At 72.5% G+C, this 24,475-nt stretch carries 24 protein-coding genes; 12 read left to right on the forward strand and 12 right to left on the reverse strand.

Features of this window, described 5'->3' with window-relative positions:
- Window positions 1–5: 5 nt before the first annotated feature.
- Window positions 6–863 (forward strand): type I methionyl aminopeptidase, encoded by an 858-nt coding sequence (gene map / locus ACERZO_RS37915; protein ID WP_372670753.1) that lies wholly within the window; start codon window positions 6–8, stop codon window positions 861–863.
- A gap of 1 nt (window position 864) precedes the next feature.
- Here map and ACERZO_RS37920 read toward each other — a convergent pair whose 3' ends face one another.
- From ACERZO_RS37920 to ACERZO_RS37940, 5 genes are all read right to left on the reverse strand, one after another.
- A complete protein-coding gene (locus ACERZO_RS37920; RefSeq protein WP_372670755.1) occupies window positions 865–1,668 on the reverse strand; it encodes an ABC transporter permease in 804 nt (267 codons plus the stop codon).
- Complete coding sequence (locus ACERZO_RS37925) at window positions 1,668–2,624, reverse strand: ATP-binding cassette domain-containing protein (RefSeq protein WP_372670757.1); 957 nt, start codon at window positions 2,622–2,624, stop codon at window positions 1,668–1,670. The genes ACERZO_RS37920 and ACERZO_RS37925 overlap by 1 nt, the downstream gene beginning before the upstream one ends.
- Window positions 2,625–2,650: 26 nt before the next feature.
- Window positions 2,651–3,493, reverse strand: a complete 843-nt coding sequence (locus ACERZO_RS37930) for a DUF4097 family beta strand repeat-containing protein (protein WP_372670758.1) — start codon at window positions 3,491–3,493, stop codon at window positions 2,651–2,653.
- A 72-nt stretch (window positions 3,494–3,565) separates the two neighbouring features.
- Entirely contained in the window at window positions 3,566–4,063 is a 498-nt protein-coding gene (locus tag ACERZO_RS37935; RefSeq protein ID WP_372670760.1) for a hypothetical protein, read from the reverse strand.
- 92 nt (window positions 4,064–4,155) lie between these two features.
- Window positions 4,156–4,839 (reverse strand): FadR/GntR family transcriptional regulator, encoded by a 684-nt coding sequence (locus ACERZO_RS37940; protein WP_372670907.1) that lies wholly within the window; start codon window positions 4,837–4,839, stop codon window positions 4,156–4,158.
- 49 nt (window positions 4,840–4,888) lie between these two features.
- On the opposite strand from ACERZO_RS37940, the gene ACERZO_RS37945 reads away from it, so the two are divergent.
- From ACERZO_RS37945 to ACERZO_RS37955, 3 genes are all read left to right on the forward strand, one after another.
- Window positions 4,889–6,109, forward strand: a complete 1,221-nt coding sequence (locus ACERZO_RS37945; protein ID WP_372670762.1) for an MFS transporter — start codon at window positions 4,889–4,891, stop codon at window positions 6,107–6,109.
- A gap of 52 nt (window positions 6,110–6,161) precedes the next feature.
- On the forward strand, window positions 6,162–7,061 hold the full coding sequence (locus tag ACERZO_RS37950; RefSeq protein WP_372670764.1) for an XRE family transcriptional regulator: 900 nt from the start codon (window positions 6,162–6,164) through the stop codon (window positions 7,059–7,061).
- 78 nt (window positions 7,062–7,139) lie between these two features.
- Window positions 7,140–8,618, forward strand: coding sequence for a proprotein convertase P-domain-containing protein (locus ACERZO_RS37955; RefSeq protein ID WP_372670766.1), 1,479 nt, complete (start codon window positions 7,140–7,142; stop codon window positions 8,616–8,618).
- Between the two features lie 45 nt (window positions 8,619–8,663).
- On the opposite strand, the gene ACERZO_RS37960 is transcribed toward ACERZO_RS37955, so the two are convergent.
- A complete protein-coding gene (locus ACERZO_RS37960) occupies window positions 8,664–10,058 on the reverse strand; it encodes a mycothione reductase (protein ID WP_372670768.1) in 1,395 nt (464 codons plus the stop codon).
- 97 nt (window positions 10,059–10,155) lie between these two features.
- Window positions 10,156–11,025, reverse strand: coding sequence for a M15 family metallopeptidase (locus tag ACERZO_RS37965; protein ID WP_372670769.1), 870 nt, complete (start codon window positions 11,023–11,025; stop codon window positions 10,156–10,158).
- Between the two features lie 168 nt (window positions 11,026–11,193).
- Between ACERZO_RS37965 and ACERZO_RS37970 the strand changes: the two genes are divergently transcribed.
- From ACERZO_RS37970 to ACERZO_RS37985, 4 genes are all read left to right on the forward strand, one after another.
- Complete coding sequence (locus tag ACERZO_RS37970) at window positions 11,194–12,006, forward strand: S1 family peptidase (protein WP_372670771.1); 813 nt, start codon at window positions 11,194–11,196, stop codon at window positions 12,004–12,006.
- Between the two features lie 18 nt (window positions 12,007–12,024).
- Complete coding sequence (locus ACERZO_RS37975; RefSeq protein ID WP_372670773.1) at window positions 12,025–12,459, forward strand: GNAT family N-acetyltransferase; 435 nt, start codon at window positions 12,025–12,027, stop codon at window positions 12,457–12,459.
- A gap of 76 nt (window positions 12,460–12,535) precedes the next feature.
- Window positions 12,536–13,090 carry a TetR/AcrR family transcriptional regulator gene (locus tag ACERZO_RS37980; protein ID WP_372670775.1) on the forward strand — a complete coding sequence of 185 codons (555 nt, stop codon included), beginning with the start codon at window positions 12,536–12,538 and terminating at the stop codon, window positions 13,088–13,090.
- Window positions 13,087–13,917 carry an NAD(P)H-binding protein gene (locus ACERZO_RS37985; RefSeq protein ID WP_372670776.1) on the forward strand — a complete coding sequence of 277 codons (831 nt, stop codon included), beginning with the start codon at window positions 13,087–13,089 and terminating at the stop codon, window positions 13,915–13,917. The genes ACERZO_RS37980 and ACERZO_RS37985 overlap by 4 nt, the downstream gene beginning before the upstream one ends.
- On the opposite strand, the gene ACERZO_RS37990 is transcribed toward ACERZO_RS37985, so the two are convergent.
- From ACERZO_RS37990 to ACERZO_RS38000, 3 genes are all read right to left on the reverse strand, one after another.
- Window positions 13,914–15,089, reverse strand: a complete 1,176-nt coding sequence (locus ACERZO_RS37990; RefSeq protein ID WP_372670778.1) for an 8-amino-7-oxononanoate synthase — start codon at window positions 15,087–15,089, stop codon at window positions 13,914–13,916. The genes ACERZO_RS37985 and ACERZO_RS37990 overlap by 4 nt on opposite strands.
- A gap of 95 nt (window positions 15,090–15,184) precedes the next feature.
- Entirely contained in the window at window positions 15,185–16,789 is a 1,605-nt protein-coding gene (locus ACERZO_RS37995; protein ID WP_372670780.1) for a DEAD/DEAH box helicase, read from the reverse strand.
- A 342-nt stretch (window positions 16,790–17,131) separates the two neighbouring features.
- Complete coding sequence (locus tag ACERZO_RS38000; RefSeq protein ID WP_372670781.1) at window positions 17,132–18,097, reverse strand: serine protein kinase RIO; 966 nt, start codon at window positions 18,095–18,097, stop codon at window positions 17,132–17,134.
- Window positions 18,098–18,368: 271 nt separating this feature from the next.
- Between ACERZO_RS38000 and ACERZO_RS38005 the strand changes: the two genes are divergently transcribed.
- Window positions 18,369–19,898, forward strand: a complete 1,530-nt coding sequence (locus ACERZO_RS38005) for a phytoene desaturase family protein (protein ID WP_372670783.1) — start codon at window positions 18,369–18,371, stop codon at window positions 19,896–19,898.
- Between the two features lie 523 nt (window positions 19,899–20,421).
- Here the strand turns inward: ACERZO_RS38005 and ACERZO_RS38010 are convergent.
- A complete protein-coding gene (locus ACERZO_RS38010) occupies window positions 20,422–21,327 on the reverse strand; it encodes an MBL fold metallo-hydrolase (protein ID WP_372670784.1) in 906 nt (301 codons plus the stop codon).
- A 99-nt stretch (window positions 21,328–21,426) separates the two neighbouring features.
- On the opposite strand from ACERZO_RS38010, the gene ACERZO_RS38015 reads away from it, so the two are divergent.
- Together ACERZO_RS38015 and ACERZO_RS38020 are read left to right on the forward strand one after the other, a co-directional pair.
- The gene (locus ACERZO_RS38015) at window positions 21,427–21,864 is read left to right on the forward strand and encodes a cytidine deaminase (RefSeq protein WP_372670786.1); all 438 of its coding nucleotides are present in this window, start codon (window positions 21,427–21,429) and stop codon (window positions 21,862–21,864) included.
- Between the two features lies 1 nt (window position 21,865).
- Window positions 21,866–22,732, forward strand: coding sequence for a LysR family transcriptional regulator (locus tag ACERZO_RS38020; RefSeq protein WP_372670787.1), 867 nt, complete (start codon window positions 21,866–21,868; stop codon window positions 22,730–22,732).
- Here ACERZO_RS38020 and ACERZO_RS38025 read toward each other — a convergent pair.
- Window positions 22,702–23,256, reverse strand: coding sequence for a suppressor of fused domain protein (locus ACERZO_RS38025; protein WP_372670789.1), 555 nt, complete (start codon window positions 23,254–23,256; stop codon window positions 22,702–22,704). The genes ACERZO_RS38020 and ACERZO_RS38025 overlap by 31 nt on opposite strands.
- Before the next feature lie 84 nt (window positions 23,257–23,340).
- Between ACERZO_RS38025 and ACERZO_RS38030 the strand changes: the two genes are divergently transcribed.
- The gene (locus tag ACERZO_RS38030; RefSeq protein ID WP_372670791.1) at window positions 23,341–24,411 is read left to right on the forward strand and encodes an NAD(P)/FAD-dependent oxidoreductase; all 1,071 of its coding nucleotides are present in this window, start codon (window positions 23,341–23,343) and stop codon (window positions 24,409–24,411) included.
- Window positions 24,412–24,475 lie beyond the last annotated feature (64 nt).

A 24,475-nucleotide genomic window follows, 5' to 3' on the forward strand; every position in this document is an offset into this window, starting at 1 on the left:
GGGGCATGTCCGTTCGTGCCCCGCTGGTTCCCGGCGTCCAGACGCCCCGCCGTGACGTCCCCAGTTCCATCGCCCGTCCCGAGTACGTGGACAAGCCGGCGCCGAAGCGGGACACCGGCAGCGGCGTGCGCACGCCCGAGGTGATCGAGGCGATGCGGGTCGCGAGCCGGATCGCGGCGCAGGCCCTGGAAGAGGGCGGCAAGGCGGTCAAGCCGGGCGCCACCACGGACGACATCGACAAGGTGGTGCACGAGTTCCTGCTCGACCACCACGCCTACCCCTCGACGCTGGGCTACCGCCGGTTCCCGAAGTCGTGCTGCACCTCGCTCAACGAGGTGATCTGCCACGGCATCCCGGACTCGACGGTGATCGAGGACGGTGACATCTGCAACATCGACGTCACCGCCTACATCGGCGGCGTCCACGGCGACACGAACGCGACGTTCCTGGCCGGCGACGTCTCCGAGGAGGCCCGCCTGCTGGTGGAGCGCACCCGCGAGGCGACCATGCGGGCGATCAAGGCGGTCCGGCCGGGCCGTCAGCTCAACGTGATCGGCCGGGTGATCGAGTCCTACGCCAAGCGCTTCGGCTACGGCGTGGTCCGCGACTTCACCGGCCACGGCGTCGGCCCGGCGTTCCACACGCCCCCGACGGTCCTGCACTACGAAGAGCCCTCCGTCGACACGATCATCGAGGAGGGCATGACCTTCACGATCGAGCCGATGATCACGCTGGGCACCATCGACTACGACATCTGGGCCGACGACTGGACCGTCACCACGAAGGACAAGAAGTGGACGGCCCAGTTCGAGCACACCCTCGTGGTGACGGCCGACGGCAGCGAGATCCTCACCCTGCCGTAGCTCAGTGGCTGGTGGCCTTCTTGTAGCAGCGCACCGAAAGCGGCACGAAGATCACCAGCAGCAGCACGATCCACAGCACCGACGCCAGGAGCGCGTGCTGCATCGGCCAGACGTCACGCGGCGGGAGCGCCTCGCTCGTGTTGCCGAACAGTTCCCGCGCTGCCTGGGTGACCGCCGAGACCGGGTTCCAGTCCGCGATCGCCCGCAGCGGGCCGGGCAGCCGGCCGCTGTCGACGAACGTGTTGGCCAGGAACGTCAGCGGGAAGACGACCACCATCGACACGTTGTTGAACACCTCGGGCTTGCGCACGGCCAGGCCCAGCGCGCCCATCACCCACGACAGCGCGTAGGAGAACGCCAGCAGCAGGACGATCCCGCCCAGCGCCTCGAGCACGCCCGTGTGGATGCGCCAGCCGACCAGCAGGCCGACCAGGCCCATGATGAGCAGGCTCGCCGTGCTGAGGATGAGGTCGGCGGTGGTCCGCCCGATCAGCACCGCGGCCGGTGACATCGGCAGCGAGCGGAACCGGTCGATGATGCCCTTCTGCAGGTCGTCGGTCAGCCCGTAGCCGGTGACGATGCCGCCCATCGCCACCGCGAGCGTGAAGATCCCCGGCAGCATGAACTCGCGGTAGGACAGGCCGGGGATGTCGATCACGCTGCCGAACACGTACCCGAAGAGCAGCACGAACATCACCGGCGTGAAGACGAGGGATCCGAGCAGGTCCAGCGACCGGAAGATCTTGATCGAGTTGCGCTTGGCGACCGTCACACCGTCGGTCACGGCCATCTGCACCGCGTTCATCACACGGCCTCCTTCGCGGTTTCGGCCACCTCGTGACCGGTGAGGGACAGGAAAACGTCGTCGAGGGTGGGGCGGCGGACGCCGACGTCGCGGACGTCGACACCGTCGACGGCCAGCAGTGCCAGCGCTTCGGTAAGCGCTTTCGCGCCGTGGGACACGGGCACGGTGAGCCGGAAGCCCTCGGCCTTCGGCTCGCCGCTGGCCAGCCGGGCCAGTGCCCGCTGCGCGACGACGACGTCGTCGTGCGTGCCGACGGTCAGCTCGATCCGCTCGCCGCCGACGAGGTCCTTGAGCTCGTCGGCGGTGCCGCGGGCGATCACGCGCCCGTGGTCGACGACGGCGATGCTGTCGGCCAGCCGGTCGGCCTCTTCCAGGTATTGGGTGGTGAGCAGCAGCGTGGTGCCGTTCGCGACCAGCTCGGTGATGACGTCCCACAGCTCGGTGCGGGCCCGCGGGTCGAGCCCGGTGGTGGGCTCGTCGAGGAACAGCACCGGCGGGTTCGCGACCAGCGCGCCGGCCAGGTCGAGCCGGCGCCGCATGCCGCCGGAGTAGCCCTTGACCGGGCGGTCGGCGGCGTCGGCCAGGCTGAACCGGGCCAGCAGCTCCCGGCCGCGTGCCTTGGCCCGCTTGGTCCCCAGGTGGTAGAGCCTGCCGACCATCTCGAGGTTCTCGGCCCCGGTCAGCTCGGGGTCGACGGCGGCGTACTGCCCCGACGCGCCGATGTGCGAACGCAGCTCGGGCGCGTCCTTCACGACGTCGAACCCGGCGACCGTCGCGTGGCCCGCATCCGGCTTCTGCAGGGTCGTGAGGATCTGGACGGTGGTGGTCTTCCCGGCGCCGTTCGGCCCGAGCACGCCGAGCACGGTGCCTTCGGGTACCGACAAGGTCATGCCGTCGAGCGCGGCGACCTTCCCGTACTTCTTGACCAGTCCCTCGGCCACGATGGCGTCTGGCATGGAATTTCCCCTTTTCTCGTGGAGTCTCAGGCCCGGCGGATGACGATGTCGCCGGTGTAGGTGTGGGCCTTGACCTCGACGGTCTCGGCGTTGGCGCCGGGGCCGTCGGCGGCGTTGAGCGTGTTGCGCACCGAGCCGGTCAGCGAGTTCAGCTCGAGCCAGGCGGCACTGCCTTCGCGGATGCCGACCTCGATCTCGCCGACGGCGGTCTCCAGCACGACCCGGTCGCGGATGACCTCGCCGAGCCGGATGTCGCCGGAGGCGGTCTTGGCGTGCACACCGGCGTGGGCGAGGTCGACGAGGATGTCGCCGTTGGCCACGCTCACCCGCAGGTCGCCGGTCACTTCGCCGACGCGGGTCTCGCCGTTGGAGTTCTTCAGCACGGCGGTGCCGTCGATCTCGCGGATCCGCAGCTCGCCGGAGCCGGTGCCGACCTCGGCGTGCCCGGTGGCGCGGTCGATGGTGACGTCGCCGGTCGCCGTGCTCGCCTCGAGCCGCGCGGCTTCGTCCAGGTGGATGTCGCCGACGGACGTCTTGAAACGGCTGGTGCCGACCCGGCCGGTGACGCGGAAGTCGCCCATCGCGGCGGTGCCGGTGATCTGCGAACCGGCCGGCAGCTCGACGGTGACGTGCAGGGCACCGCTCTTGCCCCAGAGCTTGGTGACGTACTTGGGGCCCTTGACCAGCAGCTCACCGCCGGCGAACTCGACGCGGGTCTTCGCGACGGCCTTGACGTCCTCGCTGTCGCCGGGGTCGGCCGGGGTGACCTCGACGGTCGTCTCCGCCCGGTCGCCGGCGACGATCCGGACGTCCGCGACGCTGAGGTCGATGGTCGCCGTGATCGGCTCGGGGGTGGGGAAAACGGGCATGGCTGCGCCCTCCTGGGGTGCTCGGGTGGCGTCTCCGCAGGTCGGAGACGTGAAGGAAAAAGCGAATGGGGGTTACTGAACCCAGCCGGTGTACTTCTCGCCGAAGACCGACCGGCGCTGGGTGGGGCGGCCGCGGTCGGCACCGAGCGCGCTGGTCGCGGCCCGGACGAGCCAGGCGTTGGTGGAGAGCCGCTCGCGGCTCGCCGCCTCCTCGACCCGCTGCTTCAGCTGTTCGGGCAGCCGCAGGTTGATCCGGGAGACGGCGCCGTCGTCGGTTTCCGGCGGCGGCGCGACGGGCTCCGGGGCCGTCGGCTCGGCAGCCGGTGACGGCGGTAGCGTGACGGCGAACTCGGCGTCCCGGCGGCGAAGGCGGACTTCGACGGAGCCGGGCGCGAGGTCGCGGGTGATCTCGTCGGCCGCGGCCGAGAGGGTGTCGAGCAGGGTCAGCCGGATGGCGGCTTCCAGCGGCGAGGCCAGCCGTTCGGCCAGGGCGACAGCGTCCTCGCCGGCCGCCTCGGCGGCTACCGCGAATTCGCGGCGGAGGCTGTCCACGAGTGGTGTCAGGTCCATGGCACAACTATGGCGCCACGGTGGCACCACCACAACCCTGAATTGGCACCCTTAAGGGTCAGAAGTGCTGCCATCTCGAAGGAAATTGCTGGTCAGGCCCGTTCGACGCGCTCCAGGAGCTCGTCCAGGAACCCGCAGGCCTCGGCCGCGGCCCGGTCCGGATCGCGCTCGGCGATGGCGTCGGCGAGACCCTCGTGGCCGATTTCGGGCACGTGGTCGACACCCGGCGTGATGCTCGACGTCGCCGCGACGCTCGCTGTGATGACCTCCGTCAGCCCGCGGTAGAGCTCGGTGAGCAGCCCGTTGTGGCTCGCGTGGACGACCGCCATGTGGAACTCGGCGTCAGTGTGCGCGAAGTCCTCCCAACGCCGTTCGTGGAGCTCGACCTCGCGGCGGGCCAGCAGCGACCGCAGCTCCGCGATGTCTTCGTCGGTGCGCGAGAGCGCGGCCAGCCGCGCGCCTTCGGCTTCGAGCGTGCGCCGGACCTGCAGGACCTCGCGCAGCTCGTCACCGCAGAGGCGGCGGATCGCCCCGGACACTTCGCTGGTCGCGCGCACGTAGGTGCCGTCGCCCTGGCGCACTTCGAGCAGACCTGTGTGGGCGAGCGCGCGCACGGCTTCGCGGACGGTGTTGCGCCCGACGCCGAGCTGTTCGCCCAGCTCGACCTCGGTGGGGATGCGCGTGCCGAGGGGCCAGTCGCCCTGCGCGACCGCGGTCCGCAGCTGCTCGATGACCTGGTCGACCAGGCCGGTCCGCCGGGTGGTGGCCAGAGGCACAGGAGTCATCCCTTCATCCAATCATCCTACGTATGCGATAGTAGCGGTCATGCGCGTCGAAAACCGTGAACTCGAACTGGACGGCGCCGTGGAGGTCCGGACGCCGGGCGTGGTCGCCGCCGGCGCGCTGCTCGCGGTCGCGGTGGTGCTCACCGCCCTCAACCTGCGCCCGGCCATCACCGGCGTCGGGCCCATGCTCGCCGAGATGCGTGCGGACCTGGGGACGTCCGGGGTCTGGGCGGGTGTGCTCACGACGTTGCCGACACTCTGCTTCGCCGGCGCCGGGCTGGCCGCCCCGCTGCTCGCGCGCCGGGCCGGCATCGGCGCCGCCATCGCGATCGCGTTGACCGCGCTCGGCGCCGGGCTCGTGCTGCGCGTGGTCGACGGCCCGGCCGTCGTGCTCGGCGGGACGCTCGTCGCCACCGCCGGGATCGCCCTGATCAACGTGCTCATCCCGGTCGTCATCAAGGACTCCTTCCCGGCCCGCATCGGCGTCATGACCGGCGTCTACACCGCGGCCCTGCAGGGCGGCGGCGCCCTCGGGTCGGCGGTGACCCCGCAGCTCGGCGACGCGTTCGGCGGCTGGCGCCCGGCCCTGGGGAGCTGGGCGGTCGTGGCCGTCGTGGCGCTGCTGGCGTGGATTCTCGCAGCCCGCGGCACCGGCCGGGCGCCGCGGCCCGCCGCCGACGCCGCCGGTGGCCGCTCGCTGCTGCGCAACCGGCTGGCCTGGATCGTCACCGTGTTCTTCGGCCTGCAGGCCTTCTATGCCTACGCGGCCATGGGCTGGTTCCCGCAGGTGCTGATGGACGCGGGCGTGTCCCGCGACCAGGCCGGTCTGCTGTTCGGCCTGGTCTCGCTGATCGCCGTGCCGATCAGCCTCTTCATCGCGCCGATGGCGGCCCGCGCCCGCGGCGGCCAGGGTCCGTGGATCGTGGGCCTCGGCGTGTTCGGCTTCGCCGGGACGACCGGGCTGATGCTCGCGCCGTCGTGGTCGCCGCTGCTGTGGAGCATCCTGGTCGGGCTCGGCATGAGCGTGTTCTCGCTGGCCCTGACCGTGATCGCGCTGCGCGCGCGGACCGGCGCCGACACCGCCCGGCTGTCCGGGATGGCGCAGGGCTTCGGCTACCTGTTCGCCGCGCTCGGGCCGTTCCTCTTCGGCCTGCTGCACGACCTCGCGGCCGGCTGGACCGTCCCGCTGGCGATGCTGCTCGGCCTGCTCGTGGTCCAGGTGGTGTTCGGCGCGCTCGCCGGTCGCCGCCGGTTCGTCTGATTCTTAACTGTTAGCGCGGTTCGCCCGGCTGCGCGCCGCTTAAGATCACCGGGTGGCCGTGCCGTCGCCGGACCTCGGGACGTTGCTGCGCGAGGGCCCGTTCGACGCCGCCCTGCGCGCGGCCATCCGTGCCCGCGGGCTGAGCCTCGACCGGCTGCGCGAGCACCTGCGGGCCCGCGGGGTCACGGTGACGACGGCGACCTTGAGCTACTGGCAGTCCGGCCGCAGCCGGCCCGAGCGCCGGGATTCGGTGCGCGGGCTGCGTCAGCTGGAAGCCGTCCTCGAGGTGCCGGCCGGCTCGCTCGTCGCGTTGCTCGGGCCGCCGCGGGTGCGCCGGGCCGTGCCCGCGGAGATCGGCCGGTTCTGGCCGGACGGCCGGCGCATCGACGCCGCGGTGTCCGATGTGGACACCCGCTGGGACGAGCGGCTGACCCGGCTGAGCCAGCACGACGTCGTCCTCGTCGGCCCGGGCCGGGAGGAGCTGGAGATCCGGTCGCGGCAGGTGCTGCGCGCCGAGGCCGACGGCCCGGATCGCTGGGTGGTGATCCTGCACCTCGACGAGCACGACCGGCCGCTGCCGGAGCTGCGTTCGCTGCGCGGCTGCCGCGCGGGCCGCAGCGTGCACCGGCCGGAGGACGGCCTCCTCGTCGTCGAACTGCTCTTCGGCAGGCCGTTGCTGCGCGGCGAAACGGTGCTCACCGAGCACGCGCTCGTGAATCGCGCGCCGCACCCGGTCGCGACGAACTACGAACGCAAGTTCCGGTTGCCGGTCCGCGAATACGTGCTCGAAATCCGGTTCTCCCCGGAGGCGGTGCCGGCCGTGTGCCGCCGGTTCGCCGAGCCCGGCGAATGCGCCGAAGTCGTGCCGGAATCCGCTGCGGTGCACGGGGTCGCGTTGAACTTCGGGCCGGGCCGCTACGGCTTCGAATGGGACTGGCCAGTTAACTGTTAAGTACTTGCGGATCTTCAAATCCGGCTTTCCGGCGGCTTACCGTCTGCGCACTCCACTCGCCGATCCGAGGAGAAACCGATGCGCAGACTCGTTTCCGTCGCCGGCGTGGCCGCATTGGCCGCGCTGGGACTGGGTGTCGCACCCGCCGAAGCGGCACCGGATCACCCCGACGCCGAGGTGGCGGGCGTCGCCGCCGCGTTCGGGTTGTCCACCGACCAGGCTCGGGCCCAGCTCGCCGCGCAGGACCGGGCGCACCGGCTGGCCGCGACTTTGCCCGAAGCGGTCCGCGCGGCCGCCGCCGGGCAATGGTTCGACGCGGCCACCGGCCGGCTGACCGTCGCCGTCACGACCGAAGAAGCCGCTGGTCAGGCGCGTGCGGCGGGTGCTGCGGCGCAGGTCGTCGCCCGGAGCCGGGCCGACCTGGACCGCACCGACGCGGCCGTCCGGGCGCTGGTCGGGACGGGCGGGCCGGGGGTCTACGGCTGGGGCGTCGACGTCCGCGGCAACGAGGTCGGCGTCGACGTCGACCGGACGGGCGTCCGGATCACCGAGACCTCGACATCGCCGCGCCAGCAGTCGGGCACGATCCAGACCGGCAATCCGTGGTGGCCGGGCAGCGAGAGCAACTGCTCGGTCGGCTTCCCGGTGACGGATTCCGGCGGTGCCAGGCACTTCCTCACCGCCGGCCACTGCACGAACGACCGCGACCAAGCCGCGTACGGCGCTTCGGGCCGGCAGAACAAGATCGGGACGTCGAACGTCGGCGGCACCCACAGCGTCAACGCCCGCGAAGGCGACATGGGCGTCGTCGCGGTGACGGAGGCGGGCTGGACCCTCTCGGCGTCGGTGAACACCTGGGGCCAGCCTGCGGTCAACCTGACCGGCGTGGCCGAGGCCATGGTCGGCGACCGCGTCTGCCACTCCGGCAACACCTCGCACTGGCAGTGCGGCGAAGTGAAGTACACGCACAAGTCCGTCGACTACGGCGGTGGTCTCGTCATCGACGACCTGACCTGGACGACGGCGTGCTCCCTCGGCGGTGACTCCGGCGGCGGCTGGCTGCTCGGCGACAAGGCGACCGGCCTGCACGACGGCGGCCCGTCGCAGTGCGTGGACAACCCGTCCGACGGCGACCTGTCCCTGTTCCAGCCGGTGGCCGAAGCATTGGCCAAGTGGCAGCTCACCCTGGTGACCGGCAGCGGCCCGGCGCCGGGCGGCCGGACGCTGACCAATGACACCGACTACGCGATCCGCGACCACCAGCAGGTGTTCAGCCCGGTCACGTCCGGCTTGACCGGCCAGGCGGCGACCCCGCTGTCGGTCGCGGTGACGATCCGCCACACGTGCGCCGAAGACCTCGGCGTCACCCTGCTGGACCCGAACGGCCGCGGCTACGCGCTGAAGTACAGCGGCGGCAGCACGTGCACGGCGTGGAACGGCACCCGGACGTTCAGCGTCCCCGCGTCCTCCCCGGCCGCCGGCAAGTGGCAGCTGCGCGTCACGGACTACGGGCCGGGCGACACCGGCACCCTTGACACCTGGTCGATCACGCTGTAGGGACTCCCGCGGGCCGGGCGGTCGTCCCGCCCGGCCCGCGGTGACTCAGTCGAGGGGCAGGTTGAGCAGGGCGTTCTCGACGAGTTCCGGCATCGCCGGGTGGATCCAGTACTGGCCACGCGCCATCGAGCGCGCGTCCAGGCCGAAGCTCATCGCCTGGATCAGCGGCTGGATCACCGACGACGCCTGCGGCCCGATGATGTGCGCGCCCAGCAGCTTGCCGGTCGCCGGGTCGGCCAGGAGCTTCGCGAAGCCCGTCGTGTCCTCCATCGCCCAGCCGTAGGCGATCCCGGCGTAATCCTGCTTCGAGACCACATAGGACACCCCGAGGTCGCGGGCCTTCTGCTCGGTGAGCCCCACCGACGCGACCTGCGGGTGGGTGAACACCGCGTGCGGCACGAACCGGTGGTCGGCGGTGATCCGGTCGTCCGGGTGCACCAGGTTGTGCTGCACCACGCGGGCTTCGTGGTTCGCGACGTGCTTCAGCTCGTGCGGCGAAGACAGGTCGCCGAGCGCGTAGATGCCCTCGACCACGGTCTCCTGGTAGTCGTCGACCACGACGTGCCCACTGTCCATTGTGGTCACACCGGTCGCGGCGACGTCGAGGAGGTCGGAGTTCGGGCGGCGGCCGGTGGCGATCAGCAGCAGGTCGGCCTCGACGGTCTCGGCGCCCTGCGGGCCTTCGAGGTCCAGCGCGACCCCCGCCTCGGTCTTGCGCGCCCGGACGGTCTTGCGGTCCAGGCGGACGTCGAAGCGTTCCGAAGCCAGTTCGGTGAACCGCGCGCTGACGTCCTCGTCCTCCGAGCGCAGCAGGCGCCCGGACCGGTTGACCAGCGTGACGTGCACGCCGAACGACGCGAAGACGTGCGCGAACTCGGCCGCGATGTACCCGCCGCCGAGGACGACGATCCGCTCGGGCAGCTCGTCGAGCCGCATCACGGTGTCGGACGTGTAGTACTCGACGTCGTCCAGGCCCGGGATGTCCGGGATCACCGGGCGTCCGCCCGCCGCGAGCACGAACTTGTCGGCGGTCAGCACCTCGTCGGGACGGCCGTCGGCGAAGCTGACGCGCAGCTCCTTGTGGCCGGTGAAACGGCCGGTGCCCTCGTAGACGTCGACGTCCTTGTTGTCCTCGTGGCTGCGGCGGTACTCCGCGCCACCGGCGGCGATCGGGTCGATCCGGCCGAAGATCCGGTCGCGGATGTCGCGCCAGCGGACGCCCTTCAGCTCCTCGTCGACGCCGTACTTCGCGCTGTGCGAAGGCGTGTACGCGACATCGGCGGCGTACACGAACATCTTGGTCGGGATGCAGCCGACGTTCAGGCAGGTGCCGCCGAAGGTGCCCTTCTCCACGATCGCCGTCTTCTTGCCGGCGAAGTCCGGGCCGAGGATGGAGTTCCCCGATCCCGTCCCGACGATCACCAGGTCGTAGTGGGGCACTGCATCCTCCGCGGGGATTCGGTCCGGTCGGTTCACCCTAGCCAACCGCCTGCGCGAAGCGGGTGTTCCCGCCTGTGCTTAACGTCGTATTACGTGGTCAATGGCCGGTCGCGGTGAAGTGCATCCGGTCCTTCGGGCTGCTCCAGGCGCCGCCCCACGTCCACCCGATCGCGGCGAACGCGCGCACGGTCGCGTCGCCGGCCAGGACCATGCCGGGACGGCGGTCCGCGCGGTCCAGGTAGGCCGAGGCCAGCTCGGGCAGGACGAGGTCGCCCTGGCTGTAGGGGTTGCAGAACGGGTTGACGTCGACCGCGAGCCCGTACGCGTGCGCCGACCAGGTCGTCTGGCCGCGCGCCGGGCGGCAGACGAACGCGCTGGTGCTGTTGCCGTCGCCGGTCGGCGGCGCGGTCAGCTCGGCGGGGCCGGTCACGCGCATCTCTTCGAGCGGGAAGCGCGCCGCGAAGAGCTGCCCGAAGACCTTGGTGATCCCGGCCGCACCCTTCGCGTTGACCAGCATCTCGCCGGTGTGCGCGCGGCCGTCGAACCCCCAGAACGACATGGTCAGGTAGCGCAGGTCGGCCGGCTTCACCGGGCAGGCGGCCTGCCAGGTGCTGCGCGCGAGGACGTCGGGCGGCACCGTGTTGATCGTCGAGGCGTACCGGTCGCCGGCCGGGGGCGGAAGGACGTCTTTTGTCGGAAGTGCCCGGTTCACCAGTTCGGGTGGCGTCGGCTCGATCTCGCCGAAGCCGTCGGCTCGGCGGGGGAGTGGGTGGGCACCCACCTGCCAGGTGGCGGCGGGCGGGCCCGACGTCGGAGCCGGGGCCGGTGCCGGGGAAACCCTCGCCGGGACCGTGGCCGACGCGGTCGGAGAAGGCGCAGGTTGCGGCGTCGAGGGCACTTTCGCCGAGCACGAGGCCGTCGTCAGGGCCAGGACCGCCCCGAGTGCCGCCGTCGCTCTCCCGCGCATCCGGTCAGCTTGACAGAGGCGTCTGTTCGGTACGGAGTCCACCCGTTCCAGTGACACCGTTTTGGGCCCCCTCGGATTAGGGTATTGAGCGCACGTCGTTCACGCACCGGAGTCATCCGGGTGCCCCGCGTGCGCTGTCTCGTGCTGTTTCGAAGAGGGGAAAGTCCCATGTCCGTGAAGTCCCGCCGATCCCTGCTGCTCGCGAGCGGCGCGCTCCTCGCGGTCGCCGCGGTGGCCGTCCCGGTGGTGGTCGGCACGGCGTCGGCGGACCCGTCTTCGGCCAACCAGCCGCGGATCGTGGGCGGTGACAAGGCTTCGCTGTCGGACCACCCCTACGCGGTCTACCTGACCGACGCGGGCGGCAACCAGTTCTGCGGCGCGGTGATCGTCAGCTCGACGGCGGTCGCGACGGCGGCGCACTGCGCCAAGGCGGTCGCGAAGCAGGACGTCCGCGTGGTGGCGGGCCGCGAGGACAAGCGCACGGACGACGGTGACGTCCTGGGCGTCTCGAAGGTCTGGATCAGCAAGGGCTACAGCGACCCGACGCAGGGCGACGACATCGCCGTGCTGACCGTCCGCGGCCAGCTCGGCTACCGGCCCGCGAAGCTGCCCGAAAGCAGTGACCCGGCGTACCGCGAAGGCACGCAGGCGACGGTGCTCGGCTGGGGCCGCGTCGCCGACGGCGGCGACCGGTCCGACTACCTGCGCAGCGCCCAGGTCCCGGTGGTCTCGGACAACACTTGCCGCTCCGACTACTCCGTCTACGACCAGAAGACGATGGTCTGCGCGGGCTACGAGAAGGGCGGCATCGACGCCTGCCAGGGCGACTCGGGCGGCCCGCTCGTGGTGGGCGACACGCTGATCGGGATCGTGTCCTTCGGCGACGGCTGCGGCAAGCCGGGCAAGCCGGGCGTCTACACGCGCGTCTCGGCGTACACGGCCGACATCGAGGCCCAGGCCAAGCCGCGCCTCTTCGGCTGAGCGTGATAGGCAGGGGACATGCCGACCCTGCACGACGCGACCGGGCCCGAACTGACCGCCGCCCAGCTCCACGACATCCTCCGCCTGCGCGTGGACGTGTTCGTGGTGGAGCAGAAGGCCGCGTACCCGGAGCTGGACGGCCGTGACCTCCGGCCGGATACCCGCCACCTGTGGTTTTCGGACGCCGACGGCGTCACGTCGTATCTGCGGGTGCTCACCGACCCGGACGGCGTCCGCCGCATCGGCCGCGTGGTCACGGCGGCCTCCGCCCGTGGCCAGGGCCTGGCGGCCCAGCTGATGGACGCGGCTCTCACGGTCCCCGGCGAGTACGTCCTGGACGCGCAGACGTACGTCCAGGGCTTCTACGCGCGCTACGGCTTCGTCGTGGAAGGCGCGGAGTACACCGACGACGACGGGATCCCGCACATCCGCATGCGCCGCCTGCCGTCCTGACGCCTCCTCGACAGGATCCGGGGTCAGGCCTACTCTCGATACGAGACGGTACCGTTTCGTATCGAGGGGAGAGGCCGTGCCGGGACGACCACGGGACGCCGGTCGTGACGTCGCCATCTTCGACGCGACGCTGAAGCTGCTGATCGACGTCGGCTACGACCGGTTGTCGATCGAAGCTGTCGCGGCGGCGGCCGGGGTGGGAAAGGCGACGATCTACCGCCGCTATCCCGGCAAGGCCGCGCTGGTCGCCGCGGCCGTCGACCACCGCGCGGGCGGGTCACCGCCCGAACCCTCGGCTCGCGACCTCCGCGGCGTGCTCCTGGAGACCGCGCACTGGCTCGCCCGGGAGATCGCCGAACAAGAAGTGGGGCTGCTCGGCGCGCTCTTCGCCGGGATGCGCGGCGATCCGGACCTCGCCGCTGCGATGCGGCGGATCCTGCACCGCGACCAGGCCGCGATGACCCGGCACCCGCTCCTGGACCCGCGCGGTGCGGCGCTGTTCGCCGAGATCGTCCCGGCGCTGCTCGTTCACCGCCTGGTCGTCACCGGCGAGCCCTGCGACGTCCCCTTCGTCGAGCACCTGGTCGACGACATCCTGCTGCCCCTGCTGAAAGAGGAACCCCCGCGATGATCGTGATCACCGGAGCGACCGGCGCCCTCAACGGGGCCACCGTCGAGCACCTGCTGACCCGTGTCCCGGCCGAAGAGATCGGCGTCAGCGTGCGCGACATCGCGAAGGCCCGGTCCTTCGCCGACCGCGGTGTACGGGTGCGCCCCGGCTCTTATGAAGACCCGGCCGCTCTGCGCGAGTCGTTCGAAGGCGCCGACCAGGTGCTGCTGGTGTCGTCCAACGACCCGGCCGCCGACGCCGTCGCCCTGCACCGCACCGCGATCGAGGCCGCCGTCGCCGCGGGTGCCCGGCGGATCCTCTACACCAGCCACCAGAACGTGCGCCCGGACAGCGCGTTCGCCCCGGCGCGCGATCACGCGGCCACCGAAGAGCTCCTCGCCGGGGCCGGCGTGGCCTGGACGTCGTTGCGCAACGGGTTCTACGCCCACAGCCTGGGCTGGCTGCTCGGTCCGTGGCAGGAGACCGGCGAGATCGTCGCGCCCGAAGACGGTCCGGTTTCGTGGACCCACCGCGCGGACGCCGCCGAGGCCGCCGCGGTGCTCCTCGCCGGGCACGCGATCGAAGGCCCGGTCACGCTCACCGCGCCGGCCGCCGTCACCTTCGACGACCTGGCCGCGATCGCCGCCGAGCGCACTGGTCGCGAGGTGAAGCGCGTGGTCGTCGACGATGACCAGTGGGTCGCCGGCCGGATCGCGGCCGGCACGCCCGAGCCCGTGGCCCGGATGCTGCTGACCTTGTTCACCGCCGCGCGGCGGGGCGACTTCGCCGAAACCAGCCCCAGCTTGGGCGCACTGCTCGGCCGAGAGCCGCTGCCGGTGGCGGTCTAGACCGCCGCGCCCCGCGGCGCGGTCGCCGTGATCACCTTCACCGCGCGGTCCACGTCGGCCTCGGTGAGGTCGGCCCGCGCGGTCAGCCGCAGCCGCGAGATGCCGTCCGGCACCGAGGGCGGCCGGAAGCAGCCGACCCGGATCCCGTGCTCCGCGCACGCCGCCGCCCACGCGACCGCCGTCTCCGCGGACGGCGCCTGCACCGAGATCACGGCGGCGTCCGGCAGGCTCGCCTTCAGCCCGGCCGCCTTCAGCGACATCGCCAGGTTGCCGGCGTTCTCGACGACCTTCCCGGCCAGCCCCGGCTCTTCCTTCAGCGCGTGCAGTGCGGCCAACGCGGCCGCGGCGCTCGCCGGCGCCAGCGCGGTGTCGAAGATGAAGCTGCGCGCGGTGTCCACGAGGTGCTTGATCACGCGCCGCGGCCCGACGACAGCCCCGCCCTGGGCGCCGAGCGACTTCGACAGCGTCAACGTCGTGACGACGTCGGGCGCGCCCGACAGCCCGGCCGCGTGCACCGCGCCCCGGCCGCCTTCGCCGAGGACACCGAAGCCGTGCGCGTCGTCGACCAGCAGCGCCGCGCCGTGCTCGCGGCAGATCCCGGCCAGCTCGCCGAGGGGAGCCAGGTCGCCGTCCACCGAGAACACCGAGTCGGTCACCACGAGCGCCCGCGGCTTCCGCCGGGTCGACAGCGCGTGCTTGATCGCCGACGGCGTCGAGTGCGCGACCGCGGCGACGTCGGCGCGCGACAGCCGGCAGCCTTCGATCAGGGAAGCGTGGATGTACTTGTCGGTGACGATCGCCGATTCGGAGCCCGACAGCGCCGTCACCGCGCCGAGGTTGGCGGCGAAACCGGAGGAGAACACCAGCGCCGCCTGCGCGCCGCAGAACCGGGCGAGCTCCAGCTCCAGCTCGGTGTGCAGCTCGGTCGACCCGGTGACCAGCCGCGAGCCGGTCGACCCGGCGCCCCAGCGCAGCGCGGCGGCCGCGGCGGCCCCGGCGACGCGCTTGTCGCGGGCCAGCCCGAGGTAGTCGTTCCCCGCCAGGTCCAGCTCGTCGACCTGCGCCGGACGCGGCCGCAGCTGCCGCACGAGCCCCGCGTTCGCCCGCTTCTCCGCCTCGACGTCGAGCCAGTCGAAAACCTCATCGGGCGGGGGCGTCGGCGGCGTAGTCACGTCCCGCAGTCTCCCATCCGCGGTGCGCCGGGCCGTGAACCAGGGCCCGGAAACGCCGAAAGCCCCGGACCGGAGTCCGGGGCTTCCAGGGGGAATCAGCTGTCGTAGCCGCGACGCGGGCCACGGCTCGGGCGGCCGTAGCCACCGCCGTTGCCCGAGCGGGGCTGCCGGCCGCGGCCGCCGAAGCCGCCGGGACGACCCTCGCGGTCGCCGCCGCGGTAACCGCCACGCTCGCCGCCGCGGTCGCGGTCGCCGCCGTAGCTGCTGCCGCCGTAGCTGCTGCCGCGGTCGCTGTGGGTGCGGTCGCCACCGCGGTAGCCGCCACGGTCACCGCCGCGCCCGCCGCCGAAACCGCGGTCGCCGCGGAAGCCACCGCCGCGACGCGGGTTCTCGCGCCGCCGCTCGACGACCGGCTCGCCGCTGGGCTCCTTGGCGCCGGTGATGCGGGACAGCGCGTCGTCGCCCGGGCGGACCGTCGTCGACTCCGCGCGCACGCCGGCGCGGTCGGTCAGGCGGCGGACCATCCGGCGCTGGTCGTGCGTCGCCAGCGTGACGACGACACCGGACGCCCCGGCGCGGGCCGTGCGGCCGGCGCGGTGCAGGTAGTCCTTGTGGTCGGCCGCCGGGTCGACGTGCAGCACCAGCGAGATGTCGTCGACGTGGATGCCGCGGGCCGCGACGTCCGTGGCGACCAGCACCGGGGTGTGGCCTTCCTTGAAGTCGGCCAGGACGCGGTTGCGCTGCCCCTGCGTCTTGCCACCGTGCAGCGCCGCCGCGTGGACGCCCTGCTCGCGCAGGCGCTCGGTGAGGCGGTCGACGTGGTGCTTGGTGCGCACGAACATGATCGTGCGGCCGTCGCGGGCGCCGATCTGCGTGATGACGTCCTGCTTGTCCTGGTGCGAGACCTGGAGCACGTGGTGGTCCATGGTCGTGACGCTCGCGGTCGACGGCGCGACCGAGTGCGTCACCGGGTCGGTCAGGTACTGCTTGACCAGGCGGTTGACGTCACCGTCGAGCGTCGCCGAGAACAGCAGGCGCTGCCCACCCGGCGGGGTCAGGTCGAGGATCTCGCGGACCTGCGGCATGAAGCCCATGTCGGCCATCTGGTCGGCCTCGTCGAGGGCGATGAAGTTGCAGTCACCCAGCGAAGCGGTGCCCTGGCGGACATGGTCGGACAGCCGGCCCGGCGTGGCGATCAGCAGGTCGACGCCGCGGGAGAGCGCGTCCGCCTGACGGGCGAAGGCCATCCCGCCGACGGCGGTGCGGCACCACAGGCCCAGGGACTTGGCCAGCGGGGTCAGCGAGTCGGCGACCTGCATGGCCAGCTCGCGGGTCGGGACCAGGATCAGCGCGCGGGGGCGCTTCGGCCGGGCCTTGCCGCCGTTGAGCCGGGCCAGCATGGCCAGGCCGAAGGCGAGCGTCTTGCCGGAGCCGGTCTGGGCGCGGCCCAGCACGTCGCGGCCGCTCAGGGCGTCCGGGATGGTCGCGGACTGGATCGGGAACGGGGTCGTGATGCCCGCGTCGGCGAGCGCGCGGAGCAGCGGCTCCGGCAGGCCCAGCTCGGCGAAGGTCTTGGTGGCCACGAGCTCGACGGCGTCGTCGCGCAGCATGTCCCCACCGGCCGCGCGGCGCGGCTTGCGGTCGGGACGGTCCGCGCGCGCGGACGTCGAGGAAGGGCCGGAGTTGAACGTGACGGTCACAAATGCCTCTCGGACATGGTTCGTCACAAGGAGGCCCGGGCTCCCCGCGCGCAGGCAGGGCAAGATGGTGTGCGGTGGGCGTTCACAGGGACGGACCCGGCACACTGTGTCTTGCGCTTTTCCGACACTGCGCGCCGCTTGGGGGTTACGGATCACCGCGAGCCATTCGGTGGCTGTGCTTTCGGTGGCTCTGGAGGCGACGGACACCAACTACATCCACGCCGCCGGTTGCGGTCTGTATCGATAGTACCTGAGGGAGTCCTGGTCCTCCGCATGGAGGTAACCCGTTGTGGGCGGCGTCGCAGGCGTGTTCCGTGCCACACCCGCGACGCCGCCGCGCGGCTACCCGAGCCCGGCCGCGGAAACGAGGTCCGCCAGCAGCCCGTCGGTGTTCGTGACGTGCTCGCCGAGCCCGCGGCCGTGGAACCAGCCGGCGAGGTTGCGCACGTCCCGGGCGAGGAACTCGGCGCCGCCGGGGTTGGCGACGACGTCGACGACCTGGGGCAGGTCGATCACGATCAGCCGGCCGCGGTGCACCAGCAGGTTGTACGCCGAGAGGTCGCCGTGCGCGAGCCCTTCCGACGCGAGCAGCTCGAGCGCCGCCGTCGCCTGGAACCAGAGGTCCTTCAGCTCGTCCGGGTCCGGGCGAACCTGGGCCAGCCGCGGGGCGGCCGTCCCGTCGTCCTCGCCGAGGAACTCCAGCAGCAGTTCGGTGCCGTTGCGCTGCACCGGGTACGGCACGGGCGCACCGAGCGTCCACAAGCGACTCAACGCGGCGAACTCCGCGACGGCCCACTGTTCGGCGATGAGGTTGCGGCCGAACGCGGTGCGGTGCTCGATCGCGCGCATCTCGCGGGACCGGCGCATCCGCCGTCCTTCGAGGTAGCCCGCGTCGCGGTGGAACAGCTTGTGTTCGTCGCTGCGGTAGCGCTTCGCGGCGAGCAGCGTGCCGGGGGTGCCGGGCAGGCCGCGCCGCAGCAGGTGGACGTCGGCCTCCTTGCCGGTCTTGAGGACGCCGAGGTCGGTGTCGACCGCGGCGAGCTCGGTGACGACCCAGTCCGGCCGGGGCCGCGGGCCGTGTTCGGCGTCGTCCCAGGTGGACCAGCGGTCGGCGCCGTCCGGGAGCTGGTTTTCGGTGTAGGCGTCGTCGCGCAGCTTGGCGAGCCGGACGCGTTCGCCTTCGGTGAGCCGCCCGCTGCGGGTGGGCTCGGGGTCGTCGAACCGCCCTTGGCGGCGTGACCGCGCCTGACGGCGGCGGACGGGTTGTTCGTCGAACGAGTCGAAGTCTTCGAAGTCGTGCTGGCGCACTGGTGGGGTTCTCCTTGGTCAGGGATGCCCCACCGGGCGCGTGGTCAGCTCCGGGGGGCGGGTGGGTGAGGGCGCGAAAAGGCCCGGACATCCATCACGACGGCACCTCCCCGCTCTTACCCCGGCTCCCTGCCGGTTGCGCTTCAGCTTGCCGGTTCGGTCACCCTCCGCGCAACCGAATAGCGCGAAAGGACCGTTCGCGACGTTTCCTTGAATTCCGGCGGCGGGCGTGGCCACGATGAACGGGCAGGCGAAACCCGAGGAGGGGCGGATGGATTCCTACGACGTCGTGATCGTCGGAGGCGGGCACAACGGGCTGGTGGCGGCCGCGTACCTGGCGCGGGCGGGCCGGTCGGTGCTCGTGCTCGAACGGCGCGGGGAGACCGGTGGCGCCGCCGTGTCGTTCCGCGCGTTCGACGGCGTGGACGTCCGGCTTTCCCGCTACTCCTACCTCGTCAGCCTGCTGCCGAAGAAGATCGTGGCCGACCTGGGGCTCGACGTCCGGCTGCTGCGGCGCCGGATGTCGTCGTACACGCCCGCCGGCGAGTCGGGTCTCCTTGTCGACACGGGCGACGCCGTCCGGACGGCGGCGTCGTTCCGCGCGGTCACCGGGTCCGAATCGGACTTCGCGGCGTGGCAACGGTTCTACGAGCTGGCCGAAGGCGTCGCCGGGCGCGTCTTCGGCACGCTCACCGAACCATTGCTGTCCGAAGTGGACTTCCGCGCGCGGGTCGGCGACGCCGAGGCGTGGTCGGCGTTGTTCGAGCGGCCGATCGGCGAGACCCTGACGTCGTGGTTCGGCGACGACACGGTCCGCGGCGTCGTGCTCACCGACGCGCTGATCGGCACGTTCGCTCCGGCGGGTGACGAGGACCTGCGGCAGAACCGGTGCCTGCTCTACCACGTGATCGGCAACGGCACCGGCGACTGGGACGTCCCGGTCGGCGGCATGGGCGCGGTCACCGGCTCGCTGGCGGCGGTGGCCGCGGCGGCCGGAGCGCGGCTCGTCACGGGTGCGGAAGTGCTGTCCGTCGCCCCGGACGGGGAAGTGCGGTACCGCCGCGACGACGCGGAGCACGTCGTGCGCGGCGGGCACATCCTCGCGAACGTCGCGCCGGCGACGCTCGCGAGGCTGCTGGGCGAGGAGCCGGCGGATCGCCCGGAGGGCGCGCAGCTGAAGGTGAACATGGTGCTGTCCCGGCTGCCGAAGCTGCGCGACCCGAACGTCGACCCGGCGGAGGCGTTCGGCGGCACGTTCCACGTCAATGAGACCTTCTCGCAGTTGGAGAAGGCCTATCGCGAGGCAGCGGCGGGGAGGATCCCCTCGCTTCCGCCGTGCGAAATCTACTGCCATTCGCTGACGGACCCGTCGATCCTCGGCCCGGCCGAGCGAGCGGCGGGAGCGCAGACGCTGACGCTGTTCGGCCTGCACATGCCGGCCCGCCTCTTCGCGGAGCACAACGAAGAGGCACGCGAAGCGGCGTTGCGCGCGACGCTCGCTTCGCTGAACAGCGTACTGGCCGAGCCCATCGAGGACTGTCTGTTGGTGGGCCCGGACGGCAAGCCGTGCGTGGAGGCGAAGACCCCGCTCGACCTGGAAGCCGAACTGGGGTTGCCGGCCGGCCACATCTTCCACCGCGACCTGGCGTGGCCGTACGCGGAAGACCCGGCCCAGCAAGGCAAGTGGGGCGTGGAGACCGAGCACGAGCGGGTGCTGCTGTGCGGCGCGGGAGCCATGAGGGGAGGTGGTGTGAGCGGCATCCCCGGCCACAACGCGGCAATGGCGGTCCTGGGCGGTTGAGTGGAAGTCGTTGCCTGCGCAGGAGGGCGGTTGTCGGCAGGTCGTCTGTGTGAGCGGACCCATCCCGGTGTGGGTCGGCCCGCGCGGGGGCTGCGCCGGTGGCGGTCTTGGGCGGTTGAGTGGAAGTCGTTGCCTGCGCGGGTAGGCGGTTGTCGGCAGGTCGTCTGTGTGAGCGGACCCATCCCGGTGTGGGTCGGCCCGTGCGGGGGCTGCGCCGGTGGCGGTCTTGGGCGGTTGAGTGGAAGTCGTTGCCTGCGCGGGTAGGCGGTTGTCGGCAGGTCGTCTGTGTGAGCGGACCCATCCCGGTGTGGGTCGGCCCGCGCGGGGCCTGCGCCGATGGCGGTCTTGGGCGGCTGAGTGCGTTGCCTGCGCGGGTAGGCGGTGCCTGTGCGAGCGGACCCATCCCGGTGTGGGTCGGCCCGCGCGGGGCCTGCGCCGATGGCGGGCTTCCGCGGCGAACCCCGGCAGCGAACCCTGCCGGCGGCGAGCCCACCGGTGGCGACGGGCACGCCGCCACCGGTGCTCACCCCCGTGCGGCTGCCTGTGCGTCGTGCTCGGCGCACAGGCAGCCGACCCCCGGGTCGATCCACTCGCGGCCGGCCCACTCCGGATGGCGTTCGACGAGCACCGAACGCACCTCGGCGGCGATCGCCTCCACGCCGAGGCCGGAGCGGCGCCGGTGCCAGGTCTCGTCCCGCAGCTCGCGCAGGTAGGCACGGACGTCGGTGAGCACCGCCACCCCACCGACCTCTCCGTGCCCGGGCACCACCGTTCGCGGTCCGTCCGAAACCAGCCGGTCCAGCACCGAAATCCACCCCACGGCCGTGACGTCCGTGTCGTGCGGCGGGAACCACGGGAGGATCGCGAACTGCCCGGTCTCGGCCAGGTCTCCGGTGAACAGGACACCGGCGTCCGGGACCTCGACGACCTGGTCGCCGGTCGTGTGCCCCCGGCCCGTCGGCCGCAGCCCGACGGTCCGGCCGCCGAGGTCGAGCTTCCGCGCGCCGTCGTACACCTCGTCGGGCACGGGCACCCGGACGTCCTCGAGCCGCGCGGCCACCACCGGGTCGAGGCCGCGGAACATCTCGAGGTAGCCGGCGCCCTTCGTGGCGAGGTCGCCGGCCTGGGCGCGGTTGGCCAGGTACGTCGCCGCGCCCGCGAACACCTGCGCGCCGTACGCGTGCTCGGGGTGGAAGTGGGTCGTCGTCAGGAACAGGCGGCGGCCCGCTGCCACCGACGTCGCGAACGCGAGCACCTCCGCCGCGTTCGCGGTGCCGAGGCCCGTGTCGACGACGAGGACGGCCTCCGTGCCGCCCACGACGCCGATGTTGGGCACGAGGTCGACGCCGTGGTTGGGGATCACCAGCAGGTCCGGCGCGAGTTCGACGGCGTCGGCCACCCGCACGGCGGGATCGGTCAGATCGGTCATGACCCGATTCCACCGCCGGAGGAGAGGAGCCGTCCAAGACCGATCGGGAGGTGCCGATACCGGGAGAACATCGTCGCCGGTCAGCGCTACTGTCGGCGCATGGCAGTCGATCAGGAACTCGTGGACGCGGCGATCGCGCTGGCGCGCAACCGCTTCGGCGGCGTGGCGTGGTCCGGGGCGGCGGCATTGCGCCTCGACGACGGCACCGTGCTGACGAGCACCGCGCCGGACTTCCCGAACCAGGCCGTCAGCCTGTGCCACGAAACCGGCGCCATCTGCGAAGCCTTCAAGCTAGGGCGGCGCGTGACCGGCTCGGTCTGCGTGACCGCGGCCGACGAGGAGCGCGGCTACTGGGTCCTGGCTCCCTGCGGGGTCTGCCAGGAACGGCTCTTCGCCCACGGCCCGGACGTCGAGGTCGCCGTCCCCGAGCCCGCGGACCCGCGCCGGTGGCGGGCGCTGCGGCTGCGGGACGTCCAGCCGCACTGGTTCGCGCGCGTCTTCCCCGACGACGTCTGGCCGTACGAAGCCGAGCGCTGAGGTGGAGCTGCGCACGCTGCGGTACTTCGTGGCTGTCGCCGAAGAACTCCACTTCGGCCGGGCCGCCGCGCGGCTGCACATGAGCCAGCCGCCGCTGAGCCGCGCGGTCAAGCAGCTGGAGGCCGACGTCGGCGCCGTCCTGCTGGTGCGCTCGGCCGCAGGCGTCGCGCTGACGCCTGCCGGCTCCGCGCTGCTCGACGAGGCCCGCGCCCTGCTCGAACAGGCCGACCAGGCGCGGGTGCGCGTGGCGTCGGCGGCCGGGGCCGCGGCGATCACCGTCGGCATCCTGGCCGACAGCGCCGACCCGGACGCGACGCGGCTGGCCGACGCCTACCGGCGGCGGCACCCCGGCGTCGAGGTCCGCGTCCGCGACACGGACCTGACCGACCCGACGTGCGGCCTGCGCGCCGGGCTCGTCGACGTCGCGCTGACCCGCGGGCCGTTCGACGACGCCGGCTTGACCGTGCACCGGCTGCGCGAAGACCCGGTGGGTGCGGTCCTGCGCGCCGACGACCCGCTCGCCCGTCGCGACCACCTGGTGCTCGCGGACCTGGCCGACCGGCGCTGGTTCCGGTTCCCGGACGGCACCGACCCGGTCTGGCAGGCGTACTGGCACGGCGGCGAACCGCGCGACGGACCGGTGGTGCGCGGCGTCCAGGAGTGCCTGCAGGCCGTGCTGTGGAACGGGACCGTCGGCCTGATGCCGCTCGGCCACCGGCCGCCGGGCGATCTGAAGGTCGTGCCGCTCACGGACCTGGCGCCGAACCCGGTGGTCGTCGCCTGGAAGGACGCCGGTCCGCTGGTGCGGTCGTTCGCCGAACTCGCGACCGCCGCCTATCAGACGACGGGCGGCCGACGGACGTCGTAGAGGTCCCAGTCCAGCTGCCAGAACGCGTCGATGCCGTGCTCGCGGATGTACTTGCGTTCGGTGTCGTGCACCGGGTAGCAGCCGGCGATGCTGACCGGCGGACCGCCGATGTCGATCAGCGTGTACTGGTGGGCGTCGAGGCCCGCGGGCGCCGAGACGGCGAACGCCGTCATCGCGGACTCCGGGGCGATCGGCTGGCCGAAGTCGATGGTGTCGCCGTAGACGAACGGGCACGTGCCCCGCAGCTGCTCGGCGAGGTAGCCGATGGCCAGCGCCCAGACGGGGTCGTCGGACCGGACGCTGATCCACAGCTCCGGTCTGACGCCGTGCCACTCGGCGTGGTCGGCGAGCGAGAGACCGTAGGTCGCGCCGGTCATGTATCTCGGCTCGGGTTCGTCGGCGAAGACGAACGCGATGACGTCGTCGAGCCCGGCGTGGGTCGACGGGATCGGCTGCAGCCGGGGCTCGACGTCCCCGGTCAGGGTGTCGAGATGGGCGACATACCGCTCGGCACGGCTCGGCATGGCGCGCAGCATACGACCGGGCACCGTGCGGCGCGGGGGAAGCCCGTTGGCCCGGGCGCGGCACTTTCGGGCAGGGTGGGGGACATGCGAGTGCTCGTGATCGGAAGCGGAATCGGCGGCGCGGCAACGGCGTGGCACCTGGCGGGCCGCGGCGCGGAGGTGGTCGTGGCGGACGCGGGCCACCCCGGGACGGCGACCGAAGCCGGCGCCGGGATCGTCAGCCCGTGGGCGGCGCGCTGGGAGGACACGCTGTACCCGCTCGCGTCGGCGGCCGGCCGGTACTACCGGGACTTCGCCGCGGAGCTGACGGACTCGTCGTTCGAGGTGGTCGGCGGGATGGTGGTCTCGGCCGACGACGCCGAGCTGGCGGAGGCGTACGACCGGCTGACCGAGCGGGCGGCGGACGCGCCCGAGATGGGAGAGGTCAGCCGGCTCGACCCGGCCCAGGCGCGCGAGCTGTTCCCGACGCTGGCGCCGGGATTGGGCGCGGTGCACCTGGCCGGCGCGGGCCGCGTCGACGGTCACCAGCTGCGCCGAGCCCTGCTGCTCGACGCCGGACGCCGGGGCGCGAAGTTCGTCGAAGGTGAGGTGGCGTTCCGCGCCGACGGCACGGTCGCGAGCCCGGACGGCCCCCTGGAAGCGGACAGCGTGGTGGTCGCGGCGGGCGCGTGGAGCCGCGAACTGCTGGCGCCGCTGGGAATCGACCTCCCCGTGACGCCGCACCGTGGCCAGATCAGCCACTTCGACCTGGCGGACACGGAGACGGCGGCGTGGCCGGTGGTGCTGCCCCGCACCAGCCACTACCTGCTGGCGTTCGCGGGCGGCCGCGTGGTGGCGGGCGCGACGCGCGAGGCGGAGGCGGGCTTCGACTACCGCGTGACGGCGGCGGGCCAGCGCGAAGTGCTGGACAACGCGTTGACGGTGGCGCCCGGCCTGGCGAACGCGACCTTGGCGGAGACCCGGGTCGGCTTCCGCCCGGGCACGCCGGACGGGTTGCCGATCCTGGGCCTCCTGAGGCCGGGCTTGGCGGTGTCGACGGGCTTCGGCGCGGGTGGGCTGACGAACGCGCCGTTCGCGGGGAAGCTGGTGGCGTCGGTCGCGCTGGGGGAAGACCCGGGCTTCGACTTGACGCCGTTCGCCCCGGATCGCTTCTGAGCGCTACCCGCGAGCAAGGCGGCTCGGGTAGCGCAAGTGGCCGCGGTGAGGCGGGGCCGCGGGC

Source organism: Amycolatopsis kentuckyensis, assembly GCF_041679295.1.
GTDB lineage: Bacteria > Actinomycetota > Actinomycetes > Mycobacteriales > Pseudonocardiaceae > Amycolatopsis > Amycolatopsis kentuckyensis_A.

Excerpts from the sequence above, each read along its gene's own strand:
- ACERZO_RS37970 (WP_372670771.1), top strand. The coding sequence starts at position 11,194 with ATGTCCGTGAAGTCCCGCCGATCCCTGCTGCTCGCGAGCGGCGCGCTC.
- ACERZO_RS37935 (WP_372670760.1), bottom strand. The coding sequence starts at position 4,063 with ATGGACCTGACACCACTCGTGGACAGCCTCCGCCGCGAATTCGCGGTA.
- ACERZO_RS37925 (WP_372670757.1), bottom strand. The coding sequence starts at position 2,624 with ATGCCAGACGCCATCGTGGCCGAGGGACTGGTCAAGAAGTACGGGAAG.
- ACERZO_RS37945 (WP_372670762.1), top strand. The coding sequence starts at position 4,889 with ATGCGCGTCGAAAACCGTGAACTCGAACTGGACGGCGCCGTGGAGGTC.
- ACERZO_RS38030 (WP_372670791.1), top strand. The coding sequence starts at position 23,341 with ATGCGAGTGCTCGTGATCGGAAGCGGAATCGGCGGCGCGGCAACGGCG.
- ACERZO_RS37955 (WP_372670766.1), top strand. The coding sequence starts at position 7,140 with ATGCGCAGACTCGTTTCCGTCGCCGGCGTGGCCGCATTGGCCGCGCTG.
- map (WP_372670753.1), top strand. The coding sequence starts at position 6 with ATGTCCGTTCGTGCCCCGCTGGTTCCCGGCGTCCAGACGCCCCGCCGT.
- ACERZO_RS38005 (WP_372670783.1), top strand. The coding sequence starts at position 18,369 with ATGGATTCCTACGACGTCGTGATCGTCGGAGGCGGGCACAACGGGCTG.
- ACERZO_RS38025 (WP_372670789.1), bottom strand. The coding sequence starts at position 23,256 with ATGCCGAGCCGTGCCGAGCGGTATGTCGCCCATCTCGACACCCTGACC.
- ACERZO_RS37920 (WP_372670755.1), bottom strand. The coding sequence starts at position 1,668 with ATGAACGCGGTGCAGATGGCCGTGACCGACGGTGTGACGGTCGCCAAG.
- ACERZO_RS38010 (WP_372670784.1), bottom strand. The coding sequence starts at position 21,327 with ATGACCGATCTGACCGATCCCGCCGTGCGGGTGGCCGACGCCGTCGAA.
- ACERZO_RS37930 (WP_372670758.1), bottom strand. The coding sequence starts at position 3,493 with ATGCCCGTTTTCCCCACCCCCGAGCCGATCACGGCGACCATCGACCTC.
- ACERZO_RS37985 (WP_372670776.1), top strand. The coding sequence starts at position 13,087 with ATGATCGTGATCACCGGAGCGACCGGCGCCCTCAACGGGGCCACCGTC.
- ACERZO_RS38015 (WP_372670786.1), top strand. The coding sequence starts at position 21,427 with ATGGCAGTCGATCAGGAACTCGTGGACGCGGCGATCGCGCTGGCGCGC.
- ACERZO_RS37965 (WP_372670769.1), bottom strand. The coding sequence starts at position 11,025 with ATGCGCGGGAGAGCGACGGCGGCACTCGGGGCGGTCCTGGCCCTGACG.
- ACERZO_RS37975 (WP_372670773.1), top strand. The coding sequence starts at position 12,025 with ATGCCGACCCTGCACGACGCGACCGGGCCCGAACTGACCGCCGCCCAG.